This window comes from Saccharothrix mutabilis subsp. mutabilis (genome assembly GCF_039521145.1).
Taxonomy (GTDB): domain Bacteria; phylum Actinomycetota; class Actinomycetes; order Mycobacteriales; family Pseudonocardiaceae; genus Actinosynnema; species Actinosynnema mutabilis.
This window is the reverse complement of record NZ_BAAABU010000002.1, coordinates 449,483-467,844: the sequence shown is the minus strand read 5'-3', so window position 1 is coordinate 467,844 and position 18,362 is coordinate 449,483. Positions and strand designations below refer to the sequence as shown.

At 72.2% G+C, this 18,362-nt stretch carries 16 protein-coding genes; 14 read left to right on the top strand and 2 right to left on the bottom strand.

The window, feature by feature from the left end; all coding sequences use genetic code 11:
- The first annotated feature begins 16 nt into the window (after positions 1-16).
- The 3 genes from ABD126_RS06035 to ABD126_RS06025 all read left to right on the top strand — a co-directional run bounded on the left by ABD126_RS06035 (position 17) and on the right by ABD126_RS06025 (position 4,782).
- Positions 17-3,193 carry a S41 family peptidase gene (locus ABD126_RS06035; protein ID WP_343932625.1) on the top strand — a complete coding sequence of 1,059 codons (3,177 nt, stop codon included), beginning with the start codon at positions 17-19 and terminating at the stop codon, positions 3,191-3,193.
- 101 nt (positions 3,194-3,294) lie between these two features.
- Complete coding sequence (locus ABD126_RS06030; protein WP_343932623.1) at positions 3,295-3,879, top strand: hypothetical protein; 585 nt, start codon at positions 3,295-3,297, stop codon at positions 3,877-3,879.
- Positions 3,880-3,936: 57 nt separating this feature from the next.
- Positions 3,937-4,782 carry a lytic transglycosylase domain-containing protein gene (locus ABD126_RS06025; RefSeq protein WP_343932622.1) on the top strand — a complete coding sequence of 282 codons (846 nt, stop codon included), beginning with the start codon at positions 3,937-3,939 and terminating at the stop codon, positions 4,780-4,782.
- 36 nt (positions 4,783-4,818) lie between these two features.
- Here ABD126_RS06025 and ABD126_RS06020 read toward each other — a convergent pair whose 3' ends face one another.
- A complete protein-coding gene (locus tag ABD126_RS06020) occupies positions 4,819-5,196 on the bottom strand; it encodes a tetratricopeptide repeat protein (protein ID WP_309114867.1) in 378 nt (125 codons plus the stop codon).
- A 65-nt stretch (positions 5,197-5,261) separates the two neighbouring features.
- Positions 5,262-5,966: an alpha/beta fold hydrolase gene (locus tag ABD126_RS06015; RefSeq protein ID WP_343932621.1), complete on the bottom strand. Its 705-nt coding sequence runs from the start codon at positions 5,964-5,966 to the stop codon at positions 5,262-5,264.
- 14 nt (positions 5,967-5,980) lie between these two features.
- Here ABD126_RS06015 and ABD126_RS06010 point away from each other — a divergent pair, with 14 nt between their 5' ends.
- The 11 genes from ABD126_RS06010 to ABD126_RS05960 all read left to right on the top strand — a co-directional run bounded on the left by ABD126_RS06010 (position 5,981) and on the right by ABD126_RS05960 (position 18,132).
- Positions 5,981-7,249 (top strand): cytochrome P450, encoded by a 1,269-nt coding sequence (locus tag ABD126_RS06010; RefSeq protein ID WP_343932620.1) that lies wholly within the window; start codon positions 5,981-5,983, stop codon positions 7,247-7,249.
- 9 nt (positions 7,250-7,258) lie between these two features.
- Positions 7,259-8,545, top strand: coding sequence for a phosphopyruvate hydratase (gene eno, locus ABD126_RS06005; RefSeq protein ID WP_343932619.1), 1,287 nt, complete (start codon positions 7,259-7,261; stop codon positions 8,543-8,545).
- A 176-nt stretch (positions 8,546-8,721) separates the two neighbouring features.
- Positions 8,722-9,336: an FtsB family cell division protein gene (locus ABD126_RS06000; protein ID WP_343932618.1), complete on the top strand. Its 615-nt coding sequence runs from the start codon at positions 8,722-8,724 to the stop codon at positions 9,334-9,336.
- Positions 9,333-9,824 (top strand): DUF501 domain-containing protein, encoded by a 492-nt coding sequence (locus ABD126_RS05995; protein ID WP_343932617.1) that lies wholly within the window; start codon positions 9,333-9,335, stop codon positions 9,822-9,824. The genes ABD126_RS06000 and ABD126_RS05995 overlap by 4 nt, the downstream gene beginning before the upstream one ends.
- A gap of 112 nt (positions 9,825-9,936) precedes the next feature.
- Positions 9,937-11,340 carry a lytic transglycosylase domain-containing protein gene (locus ABD126_RS05990; protein ID WP_343932616.1) on the top strand — a complete coding sequence of 468 codons (1,404 nt, stop codon included), beginning with the start codon at positions 9,937-9,939 and terminating at the stop codon, positions 11,338-11,340.
- 67 nt (positions 11,341-11,407) lie between these two features.
- Positions 11,408-12,358 (top strand): Ppx/GppA phosphatase family protein, encoded by a 951-nt coding sequence (locus ABD126_RS05985; protein WP_343932958.1) that lies wholly within the window; start codon positions 11,408-11,410, stop codon positions 12,356-12,358.
- 214 nt (positions 12,359-12,572) lie between these two features.
- Entirely contained in the window at positions 12,573-14,198 is a 1,626-nt protein-coding gene (locus tag ABD126_RS05980; protein WP_425542759.1) for a peptide ABC transporter substrate-binding protein, read from the top strand.
- A gap of 100 nt (positions 14,199-14,298) precedes the next feature.
- A complete protein-coding gene (locus ABD126_RS05975) occupies positions 14,299-15,222 on the top strand; it encodes an ABC transporter permease (protein ID WP_343932614.1) in 924 nt (307 codons plus the stop codon).
- A complete protein-coding gene (locus ABD126_RS05970) occupies positions 15,215-16,114 on the top strand; it encodes an ABC transporter permease (protein WP_343932613.1) in 900 nt (299 codons plus the stop codon). Before ABD126_RS05975 ends, ABD126_RS05970 begins: the two co-directional genes overlap by 8 nt.
- Positions 16,115-16,123: 9 nt before the next feature.
- The gene (locus ABD126_RS05965) at positions 16,124-17,104 is read left to right on the top strand and encodes an ABC transporter ATP-binding protein (RefSeq protein ID WP_343932612.1); all 981 of its coding nucleotides are present in this window, start codon (positions 16,124-16,126) and stop codon (positions 17,102-17,104) included.
- 35 nt (positions 17,105-17,139) lie between these two features.
- Entirely contained in the window at positions 17,140-18,132 is a 993-nt protein-coding gene (locus ABD126_RS05960; RefSeq protein ID WP_343932611.1) for an ABC transporter ATP-binding protein, read from the top strand.
- Positions 18,133-18,362: the final 230 nt, after the last annotated feature.

Genomic DNA, 18,362 nt, shown 5'->3' with positions numbered 1-18,362 from the left:
CGCTAACGTCGATCGGGTGAGCGAACAGGCCTACCTCCGCCATCCCCACCTGCACGGCGACCTCGTCACGTTCGTGGCCGAGGACGACGTCTGGCTGGCTCCGCTCGACGGTGGTCGGGCGTTCCGGGTCACCGCCGACCAGGTGCCCGTGAGCAACCCCCGCTTCGACCCGACCGGCACGCACCTCGCGTGGGCCAGTCGGCGCGACGGCGCGCCCGAGGTGCACCTCGCCCTGGTCACCGGTGGCAAGGCCAAGCGGCTCACGCACTGGGGGTCCTGGACCACCGGGGTGCGCGGGTGGACGCCGCGGGGGGACGTGGTGGCGGTCAGCTCCACCGGGGAGGCCACCTCGGTCCGCAAGTGGGCCTACGCGGTGCCGGTGGACGGCGGGCCGCCCGAGCGGTTGCCGTACGGCTGGGTCGGGGACGTCGCGCACGGGCCCGACGGCGCGGTGGCGATCACGTCCAACTACGGCCACGACCCCGCCTGGTGGAAGCGGTACCGGGGCGGGTCGGCCGGGAAGCTGTGGGTGGACCTCAAGGGGGACGGCGAGTTCACGCGCATCCTCGGCGAGTTGACCTCGACCCTGAGCGCGCCGATGTGGGTCGGCGGGCGGCTGGCGTTCCTGTCCGACCACGACGGGGTCGGCAGCGTGTACTCCTGCCTGCCCGACGGTTCGGACCTGCGGCGGCACACCGAGCAGGAGTTCTACGCGCGGGCGGCGACGACCGACGGGCAGCGGGTCGTCTACCAGAACGCGGGCGACCTGTGGGTGCTCGACTCCCTCGACGCCGAGCCGCGCAAGGTGGAAATCCTGCTGGGCGGGCCGCGCACCGCCACCCGGCCCCGGCACATCACGCCCCGGCCGGACGACGTGCACCCCGACAAGACGGGCCGGGCCAGCGTGGTCGAGGTGCGCGGGACCGTGCACTGGGTGACCCACCGGGACGGGCCGGCGCGGGCGCTGGCCGAGCAGCCCGGCACGCGCAACCGGTTGCCCCGGGTCGTGGGGGACACCGTCGTGTGGGTGACCGACGCCGACGGTGAGGAAGGGCTGGAGTTCGCGCCGGTCGGCGGGGTCGAGCCGGGCAACTCGCCGCGCCGGGTCGCGGTCGGGCGGCTCGGGCGGGTGTTGGAGCTCGCCGTCGCGCCGGACGGGCGCAAGGTCGCCGTGGCCACGCACGACGGGCGGCTGCTGCTGGTCGACGTGGAGTCCGGCGAGGTGCGCGAGGTCCTCAAGGACGCCAACCCGAACGTCAGCGACCTCGCGTTCTCGCCCGACTCCAACTGGCTGGCCTGGTCGCACCCCGGCCCGCGCCCGCTGCACCACATCCGGATGACCAACACGACCGACCTGTCCGTGGTGGACGTGACGCCGCTGCGGTTCGCCGACTTCTCGCCCGCGTTCACCGAGGACGGCCGCTACCTGGCGTTCCTGTCCATCCGCAGCTTCGACCCGGTGTACGACGCGCACGTGTTCGACCTGTCCTTCCCCACCGGCTGCCGCCCCTACCTGCTGCCGCTGGCCGCGACGACGCCCTCGCCGTTCGACCCGCTGCGGCTGGGCCGGCCGGTCGGCGACGACGACAAGGACGACAAGGACAAGGACCACAAGGACGAGAACCCGATCACCGTCGTGGACCTGGACGGCCTGGCCGACCGGGTGGTGCCGCTGCCGGTCGCGGCGGCCGGCTACTCGTCGCTGACCGCCGCCAAGGGCGGACTGCTGTGGTTGCGCCGGCCGCTGCGCGGCGTGCTCGGCGACAACCTGCCCACGCCGTCCAGCCGGCCGCAGCGCTTGGTGCTGGAGCGGTTCGACCTGACCAAGGCGCGGGCCGACGTGCTGGTGGACGGCCTGGACTCCTACGCGGTCAGCGGCGACGGCCAGCGGCTGGTCGTCTCCGACGGCGGTGACCTGCGGGTCGTGCCGTCGGACCGGAAGGTGGACTCCGACGACCAGGACTCGGTGGACGTGGACCTGTCCCGCGTCCGGGTCGTGCTGGACCGGGCCGCCGAGTGGCGCCAGGCCTACGCCGAGGCGGGCCGGCTCATGCGCGACCACTTCTGGCGCACCGACATGGGCGGCGTGGACTGGCAGGGCGTGCTGGACCGCTACCGCCCGCTGGTGGACCGGCTGGGCAGCTACTCCGACCTGGTGGACCTGCTGTGGGAGGTGCAGGGCGAGCTGGGCACCTCGCACGCCTACGTCATCTCGTCGGGCGGGTCGAGCGGGCGGCCGGTGGGGCTGCTCGGCGCGGACCTGGAGCGCGACGAGTCCGGCGCGTGGCGGGTGGTCCGGGTGATCCCGGGCGAGACCTCCGACCCGGCGGCCCGGTCGCCGCTGGCCGCGCCCGGCGTGGCGGTGCGGCCGGGCGACGCGATCGTGGCCGTGGACGGCCGGCAGGTCGATCCGCTGACCGGTCCCGCGCCGCTGCTGGTCGGCACGGCGGGCAAGCCGGTGGAGCTGACCGTGCGGCCCGGTGGCGGCGGCGAGCCGCGCCGGGTGGTCGTGGTGCCGCTGGAGGACGACGAGCCGCTGCGCTACCACGCGTGGGTCGCCGACCGGCGGGCGCGCACGCACGAGCTGTCCGACGGGCGGGTCGGGTACCTGCACGTGCCGGACATGATGGGCGCGGGCTGGGCGCAGCTGCACCGCGACCTGCGGGTGGAGCTGATGCGGGAGGCGGTCGTGCTCGACGTGCGGGAGAACGGCGGCGGCCACACCTCGCAGCTGGTCGTGGAGAAGCTCGCCCGCAAGGTCATCGGCTGGTCGGTGGCGCGCGGCTACACCTCGGCGGACAGCTACCCGGCGGACGCGCCGCGCGGGCCGGTGGTGGCCATCGCGGACGAGTTCGCGGGGTCCGACGGCGACATCGTCAACGTGGCGATCAAGCAGCTGGGCATCGGGCCGGTGGTCGGCACCCGCACGTGGGGCGGGGTGATCGGCATCGACATGCGTTACGACCTGGTGGACGGGACCGTGGTGACCCAGCCCCGGTACGCGAGCTGGTTCCAGGGCGCGGGGTGGGGCGTGGAGAACCACGGCGTGGACCCGGACGTCGAGGTGGTGATCACGCCGCAGGACCGGGTGGCCGGGCGCGACCCGCAGCTGGACACGGCGGTCCGGTTGGCGCTGGAGGCCCTGCGGACGCGGCCGGCGGCCGTTCCGCCGCAGCTCCCGCCCCTCACCTGATCGAGTCCACCCGACCGTGTGGTGCGGCGGTGGTTGCGACCGGTGCCCCCGAACCGATCAATGAGTAGCACGCAAGATCGGGGTCGGGGGTTCGGGGTTTCGTGAGTCATCGTGAGTTGCCGCGCAGCGGTCGCGGGTGCGTCTCGGCGGTCGTCCTGGTGCCGCTGGCGGCGCTGGGCGGCGTCCTGGCGCTGGTGTTGACGTTCGGGGTGGAATCGGAGGACCCGGTGGAGCGGGGTCGGCGCACGGACGCGCCGGCCCGGCCGACGCTGGTCAGCCTCCGCACCACCGCGCCCGGCGCGGCCGACCCGGCGGCGTTGCTCGGGGAGCCGCCGGAGCGCCGGACGGCGGCGCGCAGCCAGGCGGCCACACCGGGGGCGCCGCCGCCGGCCGGGGAGGTGCCGCCGGGGCCGGGCGTGCCGGAGCCGCCGGGCGTCCCGGACGCGCCGGGGCTGCCGGACGTGCCGTTCCCGACGGCGCCGTCCGCGTCGTCGTCGTCGGTGGTGGTGGTCCCGACGACGAGCGCCCAGGCGACGTCGTCGGCCACGACCCCGCCGCCCACGTCGGTCCCGCCGACGGGCCGGCCCCCGGCGACCAGCACTCCGCCCACGCTGCAACCGACGACGTCCTCGACCACCGCGACCACGCCCCAGATCACCACCGCGACCCCGACGACGACGGCCTGACCTGCGGTTTCACCCTTCCGTGTCAGGTTGGCGGCGGAAGCACGTAGCCTGGGGTGCGTGGTCGTCCCGCCGCCCGAGAAAACGACACCGCGCGCCTCGGCGCGCGGTCGCGCAGGCAACCTGGTCGGCCGGCTGGCGCTGGTCGTCCTGCTCCTGGTGTTCGTGGCGGGCGGGGCCTGGGCCCTGAGCGTCTTCAACCGGCCGGAGGTCCACGACCTGGCCGACCCGCCGTTCCCGGTCCCGTTCCAGGAGGTGGAGCCGGGGTCGGCCGCGCCCGGCGTGGCCGGCGGGGTGCCGCCCCAGGCCGCGCCGTCCCAGCAGCAGACCGCGTCGGCGGAGCCGCTGACCGCGTGGGCCGTGGCCGTGTCGGAGAAGACCGACATCCCGGCGCGGGCGCTGCGCGCGTACGCGGTGGCGGACCTGATCATGCAGTCCTCGCAGCCGGCGTGCCGGGTGTCGTGGGCGACGCTGGCGGGCATCGGCCGGGTGGAGTCCATCCACGGCACCATCCACGGCGCCCGCCTGGGCGAGGACGGGCGGCCGTCGAAGCCGATCATCGGCATCCCGCTGGACGGCCGGCCCGGCGTGAAGGCGATCAACGACAGCGACGGCGGCACCCTGGACGGCGACACCACGTGGGACCGGGCCGTGGGCCCCATGCAGTTCATCCCGACCACGTGGGCGAAGTACGCGGTCCGGGCGAACGGCGACGGCAACCCGCCGGACCCGCAGAACATCGACGACGCGGCCCTGGCGGCGGCGCGGTACCTGTGCTCGGGCGGCCGGGACCTGGCCACCGGGCAGGGCTGGTGGTCGGCGGTGCTCGCCTACAACCAGTCCGTGGAGTACGGGCAGAAGGTCTTCAGCGGTGCGGACGCCTACGCCCGCGCCAGCCTGGGCTGATCGTGTTGGATTGCGCCGCCTCCGGCCTCGCGGGCCTCAGCGGTCGCGTTCGACGGCCAGGCGCGCGCTGACCTCGCCGAGCGCTTCCTGGTACTCCGGGGTCGGGTTCATGGCCGCCGCCATCCGCAGCTGGGCCAGCGCCTCGGGCAGGCGGCTCTGCCGTTGCAGGGTCCGGCCCAGGGCGAAGCGCGCGTAGTAGTCGCTCGGGTCCAGTTCCAGGACCTTGCGGAAGGCTGCCTCGGCCCGCTTCAACTGGGCCGACCCCAGGTACGCCCGCCCGGCCAGGAGCTGCACGCTCGGCTGGTCCGGGGCGGCTTCGAGCACGACGGCCAGCTCGCGCAGCGCCTCCAGCGGGCGGCGGTCCGCGAGCAGCGCCTCGGCTCGGCGGAACGCCTCGAAGGTGCTGTCGGTCATGGTCGGATCAACGCTACCCGCGCATCGGCCGGTTCTCGACAGCCGACCGGATGACAGGACCTCTGCTACGCCCCGCCCAGTCGCGCCAGGACCGGGTCGAGCGACGCCGGCTGCTCCACGTGGGCGTTGTGACCCACCCCCGCCAGCACCATTCCACCCGGCAGGGCCGCGTGGAGGTCCACGGCCGGGCACATGTGGTCGTGCTCGCCTGCGGCCAGGGTGACCGGGGCCTTCGCCGCCCCGAGCAGGCCCTCGACGTCCGGCGCGCCCACGCCGAAGGCCGCCGGGTCGAGCACCGGCCGCCAGCCCGGACCGTCGGGGACCACCCCGTGTTCGAGCGGCACGCCGGCGAGCTTGGCCGCCCGCTCGACCGCCTCGGCCCGGGTCTCGAAGACCTTCGGCGGACGTGCGGCGAGACCGGCGACGCGGTCGAGTTCCTCGTCGGTCCAGCGCAGCTTGACGCCCACGCCGGCCACCGCCGACACCTCGACGCCGAACCACCCGCTGGCCAGGGTCAGCGCCACCACGCCGCCCAGCGAGTGCCCGAGCACCGCGACCGGCCCCGCGGGCACCACGGACGCGACGGCCGCCGCGAACGAGCCGAACGAGTACCGGTCCAGCGGCGCGGACCGGCCGTGGCCGGGCAGGTCGGGCGCCAGCCACGACCCGGGCCACCGGTCGACCACCCCGCGCCACACCTCGCCGGTGGCGCCCAACCCGTGCAGGAGGACCAGCAGTGGTCCGGAACCGCCGCGCTCCACGTGGATCACGCCAGAATCCTCGCATGGCCAGTGACGTCGAGGTGATCGTCGACCCGGACACCTACACGCGCGGCGTGCCGCACGAGAGCCTCGCCAGGCTGCGGGCGCGGGACGTCGTCCGCACCGAGGACGCCGTGCACGTCTTCCGGCACGCCGACGTGCGCGCGGTGCTCAAGAACCCCGGCCTGTTCTCGTCCTGGCGCGGCGGCACCCAGATCCGCGACCCCGCGACGCCCGAGGACCTCGCCTACGTGCGCCGGATGATGCTGAACACCGACCCGCCCGACCACACGCGCCTGCGCGGCCTGCTCACCAAGGCCTTCACGCCCCGCGCGGTGGCCAACCTGGAAGCCAGGATCGAGCGGTGGGCCCAGGACCTGGTCGCGCCGCTCGCCGGCGCCGGCGTCCACGACTTCACCAAGGCCATGGCGGACCTGCCGCTGCTCACCCTGGCCGAGGTGTTCGGGGTCCCGCACCAGGACCGCGCGCTGATGTTCGACTGGAGCAACCGGGTCATCGGCTACCAGGACGACGACTACGCCCACAGCAACAGCGACACCACCGGCATGACCGACATGGCGCTCAAGGCCCTCGAACTGCGCCCCGACCCGCAGCCCGACCCGCGTTCGCGCGGCGGCATGCCGGACCTCCTGGCCTACGCGCACGCCCTGGGCGAGCTGAAGCGCCGCGAGCCCGGCGACGACGTGATGAGCAACCTCATGCGGCACGACGTGGCCGTGGAGGAGTTCGAGACGCTGTTCTGGCTGTTCTCCGTCGCGGGCAACGAGACGCTCCGCAACGGCATCCCCGGCGGCATGATCGCCCTGATGTCCCACCCCGACCAGTACGAGCTGCTCCGGCGCGACCCGGCGCTGCTGCCGAACGCCGTCGAGGAGGTGTTGCGCTGGTGGACCCCGGTCATGCACTTCCGGCGCACCGCGACCCGGGACACCGAGCTGTCCGGCGTCCCGGTGCGCGCGGGGGACCGGGTCGTCGTCTGGTTCTCCTCCGCCAACCGGGACGAGCGGGTCTTCACAGACCCCCACCGGTTCGCTGTGCGGCGTCGTGACGTCGACCACTTGTCGTTCGGCCACGGCCCCCACTTCTGCCTCGGCGCGCACCTGGCGCGGGTGCAGCTACGTGCGTTTTTCGGTGCCGTGCTGCGCCTGCCGGGGGTGCTGGCGCCCGCCGGTGAGCCCCAGCGGCTGCGCTCGAACTTCCAGAACGGGGTCAAACGCCTACCCGTGGGTCACCAACTAGGCTCCTCATCGGTAAAGACATGGTCTGACTAGGGAGCGCACGTGGCGGTCATCGAGCAGGTCGGCGCCCGCGAGATCCTGGACTCGCGAGGCAACCCCACCGTCGAGGTAGAGGTGGCGCTGGACGACGGCACGCTGGAGCGCGCCGCGGTGCCGTCGGGCGCGTCGACCGGCGAGCACGAGGCGGTCGAGCTGCGGGACGGCGACAGCAAGCGGTACCTGGGCAAGGGCGTCGAGAAGGCGGTCACCGCGGTCCTCGACGAGATCGGTCCCGAGCTGGTCGGCATCGAGGCCGTCGAACAGCGCGTCGTGGACCAGAAGCTGGTCGACCTGGACGGCACGCCGGACAAGTCCCGCCTGGGCGCGAACGCCATCCTCGGCGTGTCGCTCGCGGTGGCGAAGGCGGCGGCGGCGTCCAGCGGCCTGGAGCTGTTCCGCTACGTGGGCGGCCCGAACGCGCACGTCCTGCCGGTGCCGATGCTGAACATCCTCAACGGTGGCGCGCACGCCGACACCGACGTGGACATCCAGGAGTTCATGATCGCCCCGATCGGCGCGGACTCCTTCCGCGAGGCGCTGCGCTGGGGCACCGAGGTCTACCACGCGCTCAAGTCCGTGCTGAAGAGCAAGGGCCTGGGCACCGGCCTGGGCGACGAGGGCGGCTTCGCGCCGAACCTGTCCAGCAACCGCGACGCGCTGGACCTGATCCTCCAGGCGATCGAGAAGGCCGGCTACACCCCGGGCCGCGACATCGCGCTGGCCCTGGACGTGGCCGCCACCGAGTTCTTCGCCGACGGCGCCTACACGTTCGAGAAGAGCAAGCGCAGCGCCGAGCAGATGACCGGCTACTACACCGAGCTGGTCAACTCCTACCCGCTGGTGTCCATCGAGGACCCGCTGTCCGAGGACGACTGGGACGGCTGGATCCAGATGACCGCCGAGCTGGGCGAGAAGGTGCAGCTGGTGGGCGACGACCTGTTCGTCACCAACCCGGAGCGCCTGGAGGAGGGCATCTCCCGCCGCGCCGCGAACGCGCTGCTGGTGAAGGTCAACCAGATCGGCACGCTGTCGGAGACCCTCGACGCGGTGTCGCTGGCCACCTCCTACGGCTACAAGTCGATGATGTCCCACCGGTCCGGCGAGACCGAGGACACCACCATCGCGGACCTCGCGGTGGCGACCGGCGTCGGCCAGATCAAGACCGGCGCGCCCGCCCGCGGCGAGCGGACGGCCAAGTACAACCAGCTCCTGCGGATCGAGGAGGCCCTGGGCGACGCCGCGCGCTACGCCGGCGACCTGGCCTTCCCGCGGTACACGCCGGAAAGCTGATGGCGGACGGGGACCGGGGCTCCCGACGCGGCCGAGGCGCCGCGCCGGGGTCCCGGCCTGACCGGACGACCCGGGGCCGCACGAGCAGGGCGTCGGGCCGCGCGTCGGGCGCTCCCGGCGCGGGCTCGGGCGACTCCGGCAAGGGCGGCACGGCGGGCAGTGGCCGGGGCGGCGCTGTGGGATCCGGCGCTGCGGGGTCCGGCGCTGCGGGGTCCGGCGGCCGGAACGCGGGCTCGCGCTGGGCCGGCGCGCGTGGCGGTGCGGCGCGGTCGGGCGGTGCGCGCGGTGACGCCGGCGAGGGTGGCCGGCGGCCGAGCAAGGCGGCCCAGGCGCGGGCGGCGGCACAGGCCGCGCGGGCCGCCGCACGGGCCGCGCGCCCGCAGTCGAAGGCGCGCACCCGCGAGGGCACCGGCGGCGCGTTCGGCATGACCGGCACGCGGCGGGCGGCGCTGCTGGCGATGGTCGTGTGCGCGCTCGCGCTGAGCATCGCGGTGCCCCTGCGGACCTACCTCGCCCAGCGCGAGGAGCTGCGCGAGGTCACCGCGTCGCAGGAGACCCTGCGCGCCGAGGTCGACCGGCTGGAGCAGCGCAAGCACGAGCTGGCCGACCCGGCCCACCTGGAGGCCGAGGCGCGGCGGCGGTTGCACTACGTGCGGCCGGGGGAGACGCCCTACGTGGTGCAGCTGCCCGGCGACGCGGAGCGGAAACTGGAAGAGGAGCGCCCGAAGACGGCGCCGGCGGCGGACAAGGCCTGGTACGAGCAGTTGTGGGATTCGGTGGCGGCACGATGACGGTGAGCGACGAGGACAAGGCGATCGTCGCCGAACAGCTGGGGCGCACCCCGCGCGGCATGCGCGCCGTGGCGGCGCGGTGCCCCAGCGGGCACCCGGCGGTCGTGCAGACCAGCCCGCGGCTGCCCGACGGCACCCCGTTCCCGACCCTGTACTACCTGACCTGCCCGCGGCTGAACTCCCTCGTCAGCCGGCTGGAGAGCGCCGGCGTGATGAAGGAGATGACCGACCGGCTGGCGACGGATGAACAGTTGGCGCAGCGCTACCAGCGCGCCCACGAGTTGTACTTGGCTGAGCGGGACGCGATCGAACCGCTGGGCACGACGGTCACCGCGGGCGGCATGCCGGGCCGGGTGAAGTGCCTCCACGTGCACGTGGCGCACGCGCTGGCCGCCGGGCCCGGGGTGAACCCCTTCGGCGACGAGGCCCTCGCGCTGCTCGCCGACGAGTGGCCGGGCGGGAATTGCGCGTCAAAGGTGAAAAACTGACCGTAGGGGCAGTTCTCCGGACAGAGAACGGACCCGGGACCGTGACACGGCCGTTTGGATCAGGCACGCTGGTTCCGGGGCCGAAGCGGGAACCGCCGAGGAGTTGGAGTTCGTGGCTGTGCCGAAGCGACGACGGGGACGCAAGCGCAAAGCACTACGTCAGGCCACGCTGACGCCCCGCCAATGGGGTCTGGCGGCGACGGCGACGTGCGCGATGCTCGTGCCCGTGCTGGTGCACAGCACCGCGGGCGTCGACTGGGTCAACATCTCCGGCGGCTCGGACATCGAGGCCGTGCCACCGGGCGCGGGCGACGTGCTGGGCAGCCTGAGCGGGTCGGGCGCGCTCGGCGTCAACGGCCGGCTGCCCGAGGCGGACGAGCTCAGCGCCGCGCTGCTGGCCGAGGCCGCCGACCCGTCGGACTTCGGCGACGACCTGAGCCCGTTCGAGGGGCTCGACGGCGAGACCGTCGCGGGCCAGCTCGGCATCCCCGGCGTCATGCTCGACGCGTACATGAAGGCCGCGACCAGGCTGTCCGCCACGACGCCCGGCTGCAACCTGCACTGGTCGCTGCTCGCGGGCATCGGGCGCATCGAGTCCGGCCACGCCCGCGGCGGGCGCGTGGACGCCGCCGGCAACACCGTGCACCCGATCCTGGGGCCCGTGCTCAACGGCGGTCCCGGCATGGCGGCCATCCGCGACACCGACGGCGGCCGGTACGACCAGGACACGACGTGGGACCGCGCGGTGGGCCCGATGCAGTTCATCCCGTCCACGTGGGCCGGGTACGCCGCCGACGGCAACGGCGACGGCGAGACCAACCCGAACAACGTCTTCGACGCCACCGTCGGCGCGGGCAACTACCTGTGCGCGGGCGGCGCGAACCTGGCCGACCCGCAGCAGCGGGCGCGGGCGGTGTTCCGCTACAACCACTCCGAGGAGTACGTGCGGACGGTCCTGTACTGGGCCGACGCCTACGCCGACGGCGTGACGCCGCTGCCCGGGTTGACCGGGTCGGACGACGACTACCTGACCAGCCCGGGGAACCCGCAGCCGGGCAGCCCGGGTCAGCCCGGCCAGCCGGGTGGGCAGCCGGGGCAGCCCGGTGACCCGGGGACCACGAACCCGCCGTCGTCGTCGACCAGCCCGACGACGACCACCACGCCGGGGACGTCGCCGACGACGATCACGCTCGTGCCGACCACTCCGTCGTGCACGACCACGACCACGACGACGACCACGCCCACCACGACGCCGACCACGACCACCCCGTCCGCGCCGGGCTGCACGACGACCACCACGCCGTCGACCACGACCACGACACCGACGACCACCTCGGCGTCCTCGGCGCCCCAGACCAGTTCGCAGCAGACCAGTTCGCAGCAGGCCACGTCGGAGCCGACGTCGTCGCAGTCCAGCTCGTCGGTGGAGCAGACCACGCCCGCGGAGACGTCCAGCTCGGTGCGCTCGGAGGACTCGACGCCGCCCTCGGTGACGTCGACCATGCAGCCCACGTGAGCCGGGACGGGAGCGGGCGCGTAGGTTCCTCCCCCGAGTCGTGTTGGTGACTTCGGGAGGCGACGGCATGGCGCGGGTGGCCGCGATCGACTGCGGGACGAACTCGATCCGCCTGTTGGTGGCGGACGTGACCGTGGCGGACGACGGGTCCCGGTGGCTGCGCGACGTGCACCGCGAGATGCGCGTGGTGCGGCTGGGCGCGGGCGTGGACGCGACGGGCGTCCTGAACCCGGAGGCCCTGGCGCGCACGCGCGCCGCCCTGGTCGACTACACGAACATCCTGCGCCGCAAGGGGACCGAGCGGGTCCGCATGGTCGCGACGTCCGCCACCCGCGACGCCGCGAACCGCGACGACTTCTTCGGCATGACCCGCGAGGTGCTCGGCGTGGAGGCCGAGGTGATCTCCGGCGACGAGGAGGCGCGGCTGTCCTTCACCGGGGCCGTGGCGGACCTGGAGCCGGCGGACGGGCCGTTCCTGGTGGCGGACGTGGGCGGCGGGTCCACGGAGCTGGTGCTGGGCTCGTGGGACGGCGTGCGCGGCGACGTGGAGGCGGCGCGGTCGGTGGACATCGGGTGCGTCCGGCTGACCGAGCGCTGCCTGCCCGACGACCCGCCCACCGGGGCCCAGGTGGAGCAGGCGGTGGCGGTGGCGTCGGAGGTGCTCGCCGAGGCGTTCGCGGCCGTGCCGACGGCGAAGGCGAACACGTGGATCGGCGTGGCGGGGACGGTGACCACGTTGGTGGCGCTGGCGAAGGAGCTGCCGGTCTACGACTCGCGGGAGATCCACCTGGCGCGGCTGTCGATCGACCAGATCCGCGAGGTCACCGCGCGGCTGCTGACGATGACGCACGACGAGCGCGCGGCGCTGGGTCCCATGCACCCGGGGCGGGTGGACGTGATCAACGGTGGTGCGCTGGTGGTGCGGACCCTCGCGGAACACCTCGCGTCGCAGGGGATCACGGAGCTGGTGGCCAGCGAGCACGACATCCTCGACGGGATCGCGTTCTCGCTCACCTGATCGGCTCAGCGACTCGAATGGTCCAGTCCGGACGGTGTGGACTGTACGGGCGAGCCGATCTTCATACCTCATCACTGCGTCAATTGGGATTGTTCGTGACGAGGTTGTGATCACTTCACCCATGTGGCCTGGCACACAGGGCTAATAGCGTCCTCCCACACGCTGCGGAAGCGGTCGACTCTGCTCGGTTACCCCCGAACAGGTGGGAGGACGCATGTCACGTGCACGTTTAGTTCCCGTAGCCCTTGCGGCGGTCATGGTCGCGGCGGGGTGCGGGGCCGCGCAGAACCAGGCCGGCACCAACACCGACGCCGCCATCACGATCTTCAACACCGACCCCGAGAACCCGCTGGTGCCCGGCAACACCACCGAGGCGGGCGGCAGCCGGGTGATCGACGCCCTGTTCACGGGGCTGGTGGAGTACCGCGCCGAGGACGCGCAGCCGGTCAACGCCATGGCCGAGAAGATCGAGACCAAAGACTCCAAGCTGTTCACCGTCACCATCAAGAAGGGCTGGACGTTCCACGACGGCAGCCCGGTCACCGCCAAGAGCTTCGTGGACGCCTGGAACTGGACCGCGTACGGCCCGAACGCCACGCAGGGCGCCAGCTTCTTCTCCCAGATCGAGGGCTACGCCGAGGTCCACCCGAAGGACCCCGACGGCGCGGACGGACCGCAGGAAGCGCCCAAGCCCGCCACCGACAAGCTCTCCGGCCTCAAGGTCGTCGACGAGCACACGTTCACCATCACGCTGTCCGAGGCGTTCTCCGTCTTCCCGGTGACCATCGGGTACGAGGTCTTCGCACCGCTGCCGGAAGCGTTCTTCAAGGACCAGAAGGCCTTCGAGGCCGCGCCGATCGGCAACGGGCCGTTCAAGTTCGCCTCCCGCAACGTCGGCACGGACATCAAGCTCACCCGCTACGACGACTACAAGGGCGACGACAAGCCGAAGTTCAAGGACCTGACGCTGAAGGTCTACCAGAGCCGCGAGGCGGCCTACGCGGACCTCGTCGCGAACAACCTGGACTTCATGGAGGAGCTGCCGCCCAACGCGCTGGCGGGCCAGAAGTACGAGACCGACCTGGGCGACCGGGTGGTGCAGCGCGAGACGCTGAACATGCAGACCATCGCGTTCCCCTTCTACCTCAAGCCCTACGACAACGTGGACCTGCGGCGCGCGATCTCCATGGCGATCAACCGCGAGGAGATCACCCAGCGGATCTTCGAGGGCACGCGCAAGCCCGCCGACGGCTGGGTGCACCCGCTGATGAAGGGCTACCAGAAGGGCCAGTGCGGCGAGTACTGCGCGTTCAACCCGCAGAAGGCCAAGGAGTCCTTCGCGAAGTCCGGCTACACCGGGGAGATCGTGCTGCTGTCCAACACCGACGGCGGCCACCAGGAGTGGGCCGAGGCGGTCGCCAACAGCATCAAGAACACGCTCGGCGTGCAGGCGCGGTTCGTGCCGTCCACCAGCTTCGGCGAGTTCCGGCAGAAGGTGAACGCGCACGAGATGACCGGCATGTACCGGGCGGGCTGGATCGCGGACTACCCGTCGATCGAGAACTGGCTGACCCCGTTGTACCGCACGGGTTCCTCGTCCAACGACGGCCTGTACTCCAACCCGGCGTTCGACGCGAAGCTGGCCGAGGCGGACAAGGCGCCCAGCGAGGACCAGGCGATCAAGCTGTACCTGGAGGCCGAGCGGATCATGGCGCCGGACATGCCGGTCGTCCCGCTGTGGACGCAGAACACCATCGCCGGCAAGTCGAACCGGCTCAAGGTGGCCAACCTGCACCCGTTCCGCAAGCTCGACCTGGACAGCGTGGAAGTCGTCGGCTGACGCCTCCCCGAGCGGGGCCGGCTCGTGGTGACGCGGGCCGGCCCTTCCGCCGCGAAGACCCGCCCCCACCGGGCGGGTCGGAACTCGAAGGGCTCGTGACATGGGCCGCTATGTGTTGCGTCGACTCCTCCAGATGATCCCGGTGTTCATCGGGACCACCTTCCTGATCTACGCGCTGGTGTGGGCCGTCCCCGGCGACCCGTTCGAGGGCAAGTGCGGTGAGCGGGACTGCCCGGAGTCCTACGTCTCCGCCATGCGCGACAAGTTCAACCTCGACGACCCGCTTGTCGTGCAGTACGCCAAGTACCTGGGCAACCTGCTCCAGGGCGACTTCGGGCTCACCTCGGCGGGCCTGAGCGTCGGCGACCGGATCGCCGCCACGTTCCCGGTCACGTTGAAGCTCGCGCTGGTCGCGCTGGTCATCGAGGCCGTCATCGGCATCACCGCCGGCGTGGTCAGCGGCCTGCGCGACCGGGGGTTCCTGGACAGCCTGGTCCTGGTGTCCACGCTGTTCCTGATCTCCATCCCGGTGTTCGTCACCGGGTACGTGGTGCAGCTGGTGTTCGGGCTCCAGCTCGGGCTGATCTCGCCCACGGTCACCTCGCCCACGATCGGCAACCTGATCGTGCCCGGGTTCGTGCTCGCCTCCCTGTCGATGGCCTACGTGGCCCGGCTCGCCCGCGCCGGCATCGCCGAGAACAAGCGCGCCGACTACGTGCGGACCGCGCTGGCCAAGGGGTTGCCGCGCAAGCGGGTGGTGGGCGTGCACATGCTGCGCAACTCGCTGATCCCCGTGATCACGTTCCTGGGCACCGACCTGGGCGCGTTCCTCGGTGGCGCGATCGTCACCGAGGGCATCTTCAACGTGCCCGGCGTGGGCGGGCTGGTGTTCCGCTCGATCCTGACCAAGGACGGCGCGATGGTCACCGGCGTCGTGACCGTCCTGGTGCTGGTGTACCTGCTGATGACCCTGCTGGTCGACCTCCTGTACGCGGTGCTGGACCCGAGGATCCGTTATGACTGACCAGATGGCGGTGCTCGCGGCGGACCGGCCGCGCGGGCTGTTCGGCGACGCCTGGCACGAGTTGCGGCGCAGGCCGCTGTTCTGGGTGTCGGTGTCGATGATCCTGCTGGTGGTGCTGATGGCGGCGGCGCCGTCGCTGTTCACCTCCGGCGACCCCGGGCTGGCGCAGCTCTCGCGCAGCCGCCAGGCGCCTTCGGCCGAGGCCTGGTTCGGGTACGACAACCAGGGCTACGACATCTACACGCGGGTCATCCACGGCGCGCGGGCCTCGATCGTGGTGGGCGTGCTGTCCACGGTCGGCGTGGTGCTGACCGGCGCGACGATCGGCATCCTGGCCGGGTTCTACGGCGGGTGGCTGGACGCGGTGGTGTCGCGGGTCGCGGACATCTTCGTGGGCGTGCCGTTCGTGCTCGGCGCGATCGTCATCCTGACCACGCTCAACGCGGGCGGTGACGCCGGTCCGGCGCGGATCGTCGCGCAGGTGGTGCTGTCCATCGCGGTGCTGTCGTGGCCGGTGGCGATGCGGATCATGCGGTCCACGGCGATCGCGGCCAAGCAGCAGGACTACGTGAAGGCGGCGCGGGCGCTGGGCGCGCGGCCCCGGCGGATCATCGGCAAGCACATGCTGCCCAACTGCGTCGCGCCGGTCCTGGTGTACTCGACGATCGCGCTCGGCGCGTTCATCGGGGCCGAGGCGACGCTGTCCTACCTGGGCATCGGGCTGCGGCAGCCGGTGGTGTCGTGGGGCGTGATGATCAACAGCGCCAAGGACTACCTGCGCGTCGCGCCGCACGCCCTGCTGTTCCCGGCGGGGTTCCTGACCGCGACCGTGCTCGCGTTCGTGATGCTGGGCGACGCCGTGCGCGAAGCCCTCGACCCGAAGCTGCGCTAGGAGGCGCTCGTGACGGCTTTGCTGGAGGTCGAGGACCTGCACGTCGAGTTCCGCACGCGGGACGGCGTGGCCCGGGTCCTCAACGGTGTCGGCTACCACGTGGACGCCGGGGAAACGCTTGCGGTGCTCGGGGAATCGGGGTCGGGCAAGTCGGTGACCGCGCAGGCGGTGATGGGCATCCTCGACACGCCGCCGGCGTTCGTGACGCGCGGGTCGGTGCGGTTCCACGGCGAGGAACTGCTGAAGGCGTCGGAAGAGCGGCGGCGGGAGGTGCGGGCCGAGGGGATCGCGATGATCTTCCAGGACGCGCTGTCCGCGCTGAACCCGGTGTTCACGGTCGGGTTCCAGATCGAGGAGCAGTTGCGGCTGCGGCGCGGCCTGAGCCGTGCGGAGGCGCGGGCGCGGGCGATCGAGTTGCTGGACCTGGTGCGGATCCCCCACGCGAAGCAACGGGTTCGCGAGTACCCGCACCAGTTCTCGGGTGGGATGCGGCAACGCGCGATGATCGCGATGTCGTTGGCGCTGGACCCGGAGGTGCTGATCGCGGACGAGCCCACGACCGCGCTGGACGTCACCGTGCAGGCCCAGATCATGGACCTGCTGGCGGAGATCCAGCGCGAGCGGCGCATGGGGTTGATCCTGATCACGCACGACCTGGGCGTGGTCGCGGAGGTCGCGGACCGGATCGTCGTCATGTACGCGGGGCGGATCGTGGAGCACGCCGACGCGCTGTCGCTGTTCCGGTCGCCCGGGCACCCGTACACGGCGGCGTTGATGCGGTCGTTGCCGCGGGTCGATTTGAAGGGCACGGCGTTGGAGACCATCAAGGGCTTGCCGCCGAGCCTGTTGCGGATCCCGTCGGGGTGTCCGTTCCACCCGCGGTGTCCGCGGGCGGAGGACGTGTGTTCGAGGGTTGTGCCGGGTGCGGTGGGGCTGGGGTTGGGGCGGACGAGCGCGTGCCACTTCGCGGAGGAGGTCGTCCGTGGCTGAGCCGCTGGAGGTCGGGTTCGCGGAGGAGGTCGTCCGTGGCTGAGCTGCTGGAGGTCCGGGACCTGGTCAAGCACTTCCCGGTGAAGCGCGGTGTGCTGTTCAAGCAGACCGTCGGGTGGGTTCGGGCGGTGGACGGCGTGTCGTTCACGCTGAGCGCGGGCGAGACGCTCGGGGTGGTCGGCGAGTCCGGGTGCGGGAAGTCGACGCTGGCCCAGGTGCTGATGCTGTTGGAGCCGCCGACGTCGGGGGAGGCGTTCTTCGAGGGACGCCCGATGTTCTCCCTGCGCGGGGCGGAGCTGAAGCGGCTGCGCCGGGACGTGCAGATCGTCCTGCAGGACCCGTACACGTCGTTGAACCCGCGGATGACCGTGGGGGACATCGTCGGCGAGCCGTTCGAGATCCACCCGGAGGTCGCGCCGAAGGGGTCGTGGGCGGGGCGGGTGCGGGAGCTGTTGGACGTGGTCGGGCTGAACCCCGAGCACATCAACCGGTACCCGCACCAGTTCTCCGGTGGGCAGCGGCAGCGGATCGGCATCGCGCGGGCGCTGGCGCTGCGGCCGCGGGTGATCGTGTGCGACGAGCCGGTGTCGGCGTTGGACGTCTCGATCCAGGCGCAGGTGATGAACCTGTTGGGGGAGTTGCAGTCGGAGTTCGGGCTGGCCTACGTGTTCATCGCGCACGACCTGTCGGTGGTGCGGCACCTGTCGGACCGGGTGGCGGTGATGTACCTCGGGAAGATCGTGGAGATCGGCACCGAGGAGGAGATCTACAACCACCCGACGCACCCGTACACGCAGGCGTTGTTGTCGGCGGTGCCGGTGGCTGATCCGGCGTTGCGGGGGCGGCGGGACGTGATCCGGTTGACGGGGGATGTCCCTTCGCCGATCGATCCGCCGTCCGGGTGTCGGTTCCGGACTCGGTGTTGGAAGGCTCAGGACGTGTGTGCGGTGGAGGAGCCTGCTTTGGTTGATCGGGGTGGGCACTTGAGTGCTTGCCACTTCGCTGAGGAGCGCTCTGTGGTGCCTTGATGCGCTTTGCGCGTTTAAGAATGAAAGCGAAAAGCGGCGCTCGCCGCGCGGCAGGCCCCCGGGGGGTGGAAGGGCGTCGGTTCGTCCCCCGTACGGCCTGCCGGAGGCAACCACGCTTGGGTCTTCTGTGCAACCGGTGAAGCGTGGTTGCACAGAAGACCCAAGCGTGGTTGGGCTTTGCCCAGGCCGTACGGGGGACGAACCGAGGCCCTTCCTGTGGCTGATAGCCC

Excerpts from the sequence above, each read along its gene's own strand:
- ABD126_RS05985 (WP_343932958.1), top strand. The coding sequence starts at position 11,408 with ATGGCGCGGGTGGCCGCGATCGACTGCGGGACGAACTCGATCCGCCTG.
- ABD126_RS06020 (WP_309114867.1), bottom strand. The coding sequence starts at position 5,196 with ATGACCGACAGCACCTTCGAGGCGTTCCGCCGAGCCGAGGCGCTGCTC.
- ABD126_RS05975 (WP_343932614.1), top strand. The coding sequence starts at position 14,299 with ATGGGCCGCTATGTGTTGCGTCGACTCCTCCAGATGATCCCGGTGTTC.
- ABD126_RS05970 (WP_343932613.1), top strand. The coding sequence starts at position 15,215 with ATGACTGACCAGATGGCGGTGCTCGCGGCGGACCGGCCGCGCGGGCTG.
- ABD126_RS06010 (WP_343932620.1), top strand. The coding sequence starts at position 5,981 with ATGGCCAGTGACGTCGAGGTGATCGTCGACCCGGACACCTACACGCGC.
- ABD126_RS05980 (WP_425542759.1), top strand. The coding sequence starts at position 12,573 with ATGTCACGTGCACGTTTAGTTCCCGTAGCCCTTGCGGCGGTCATGGTC.
- ABD126_RS05995 (WP_343932617.1), top strand. The coding sequence starts at position 9,333 with ATGACGGTGAGCGACGAGGACAAGGCGATCGTCGCCGAACAGCTGGGG.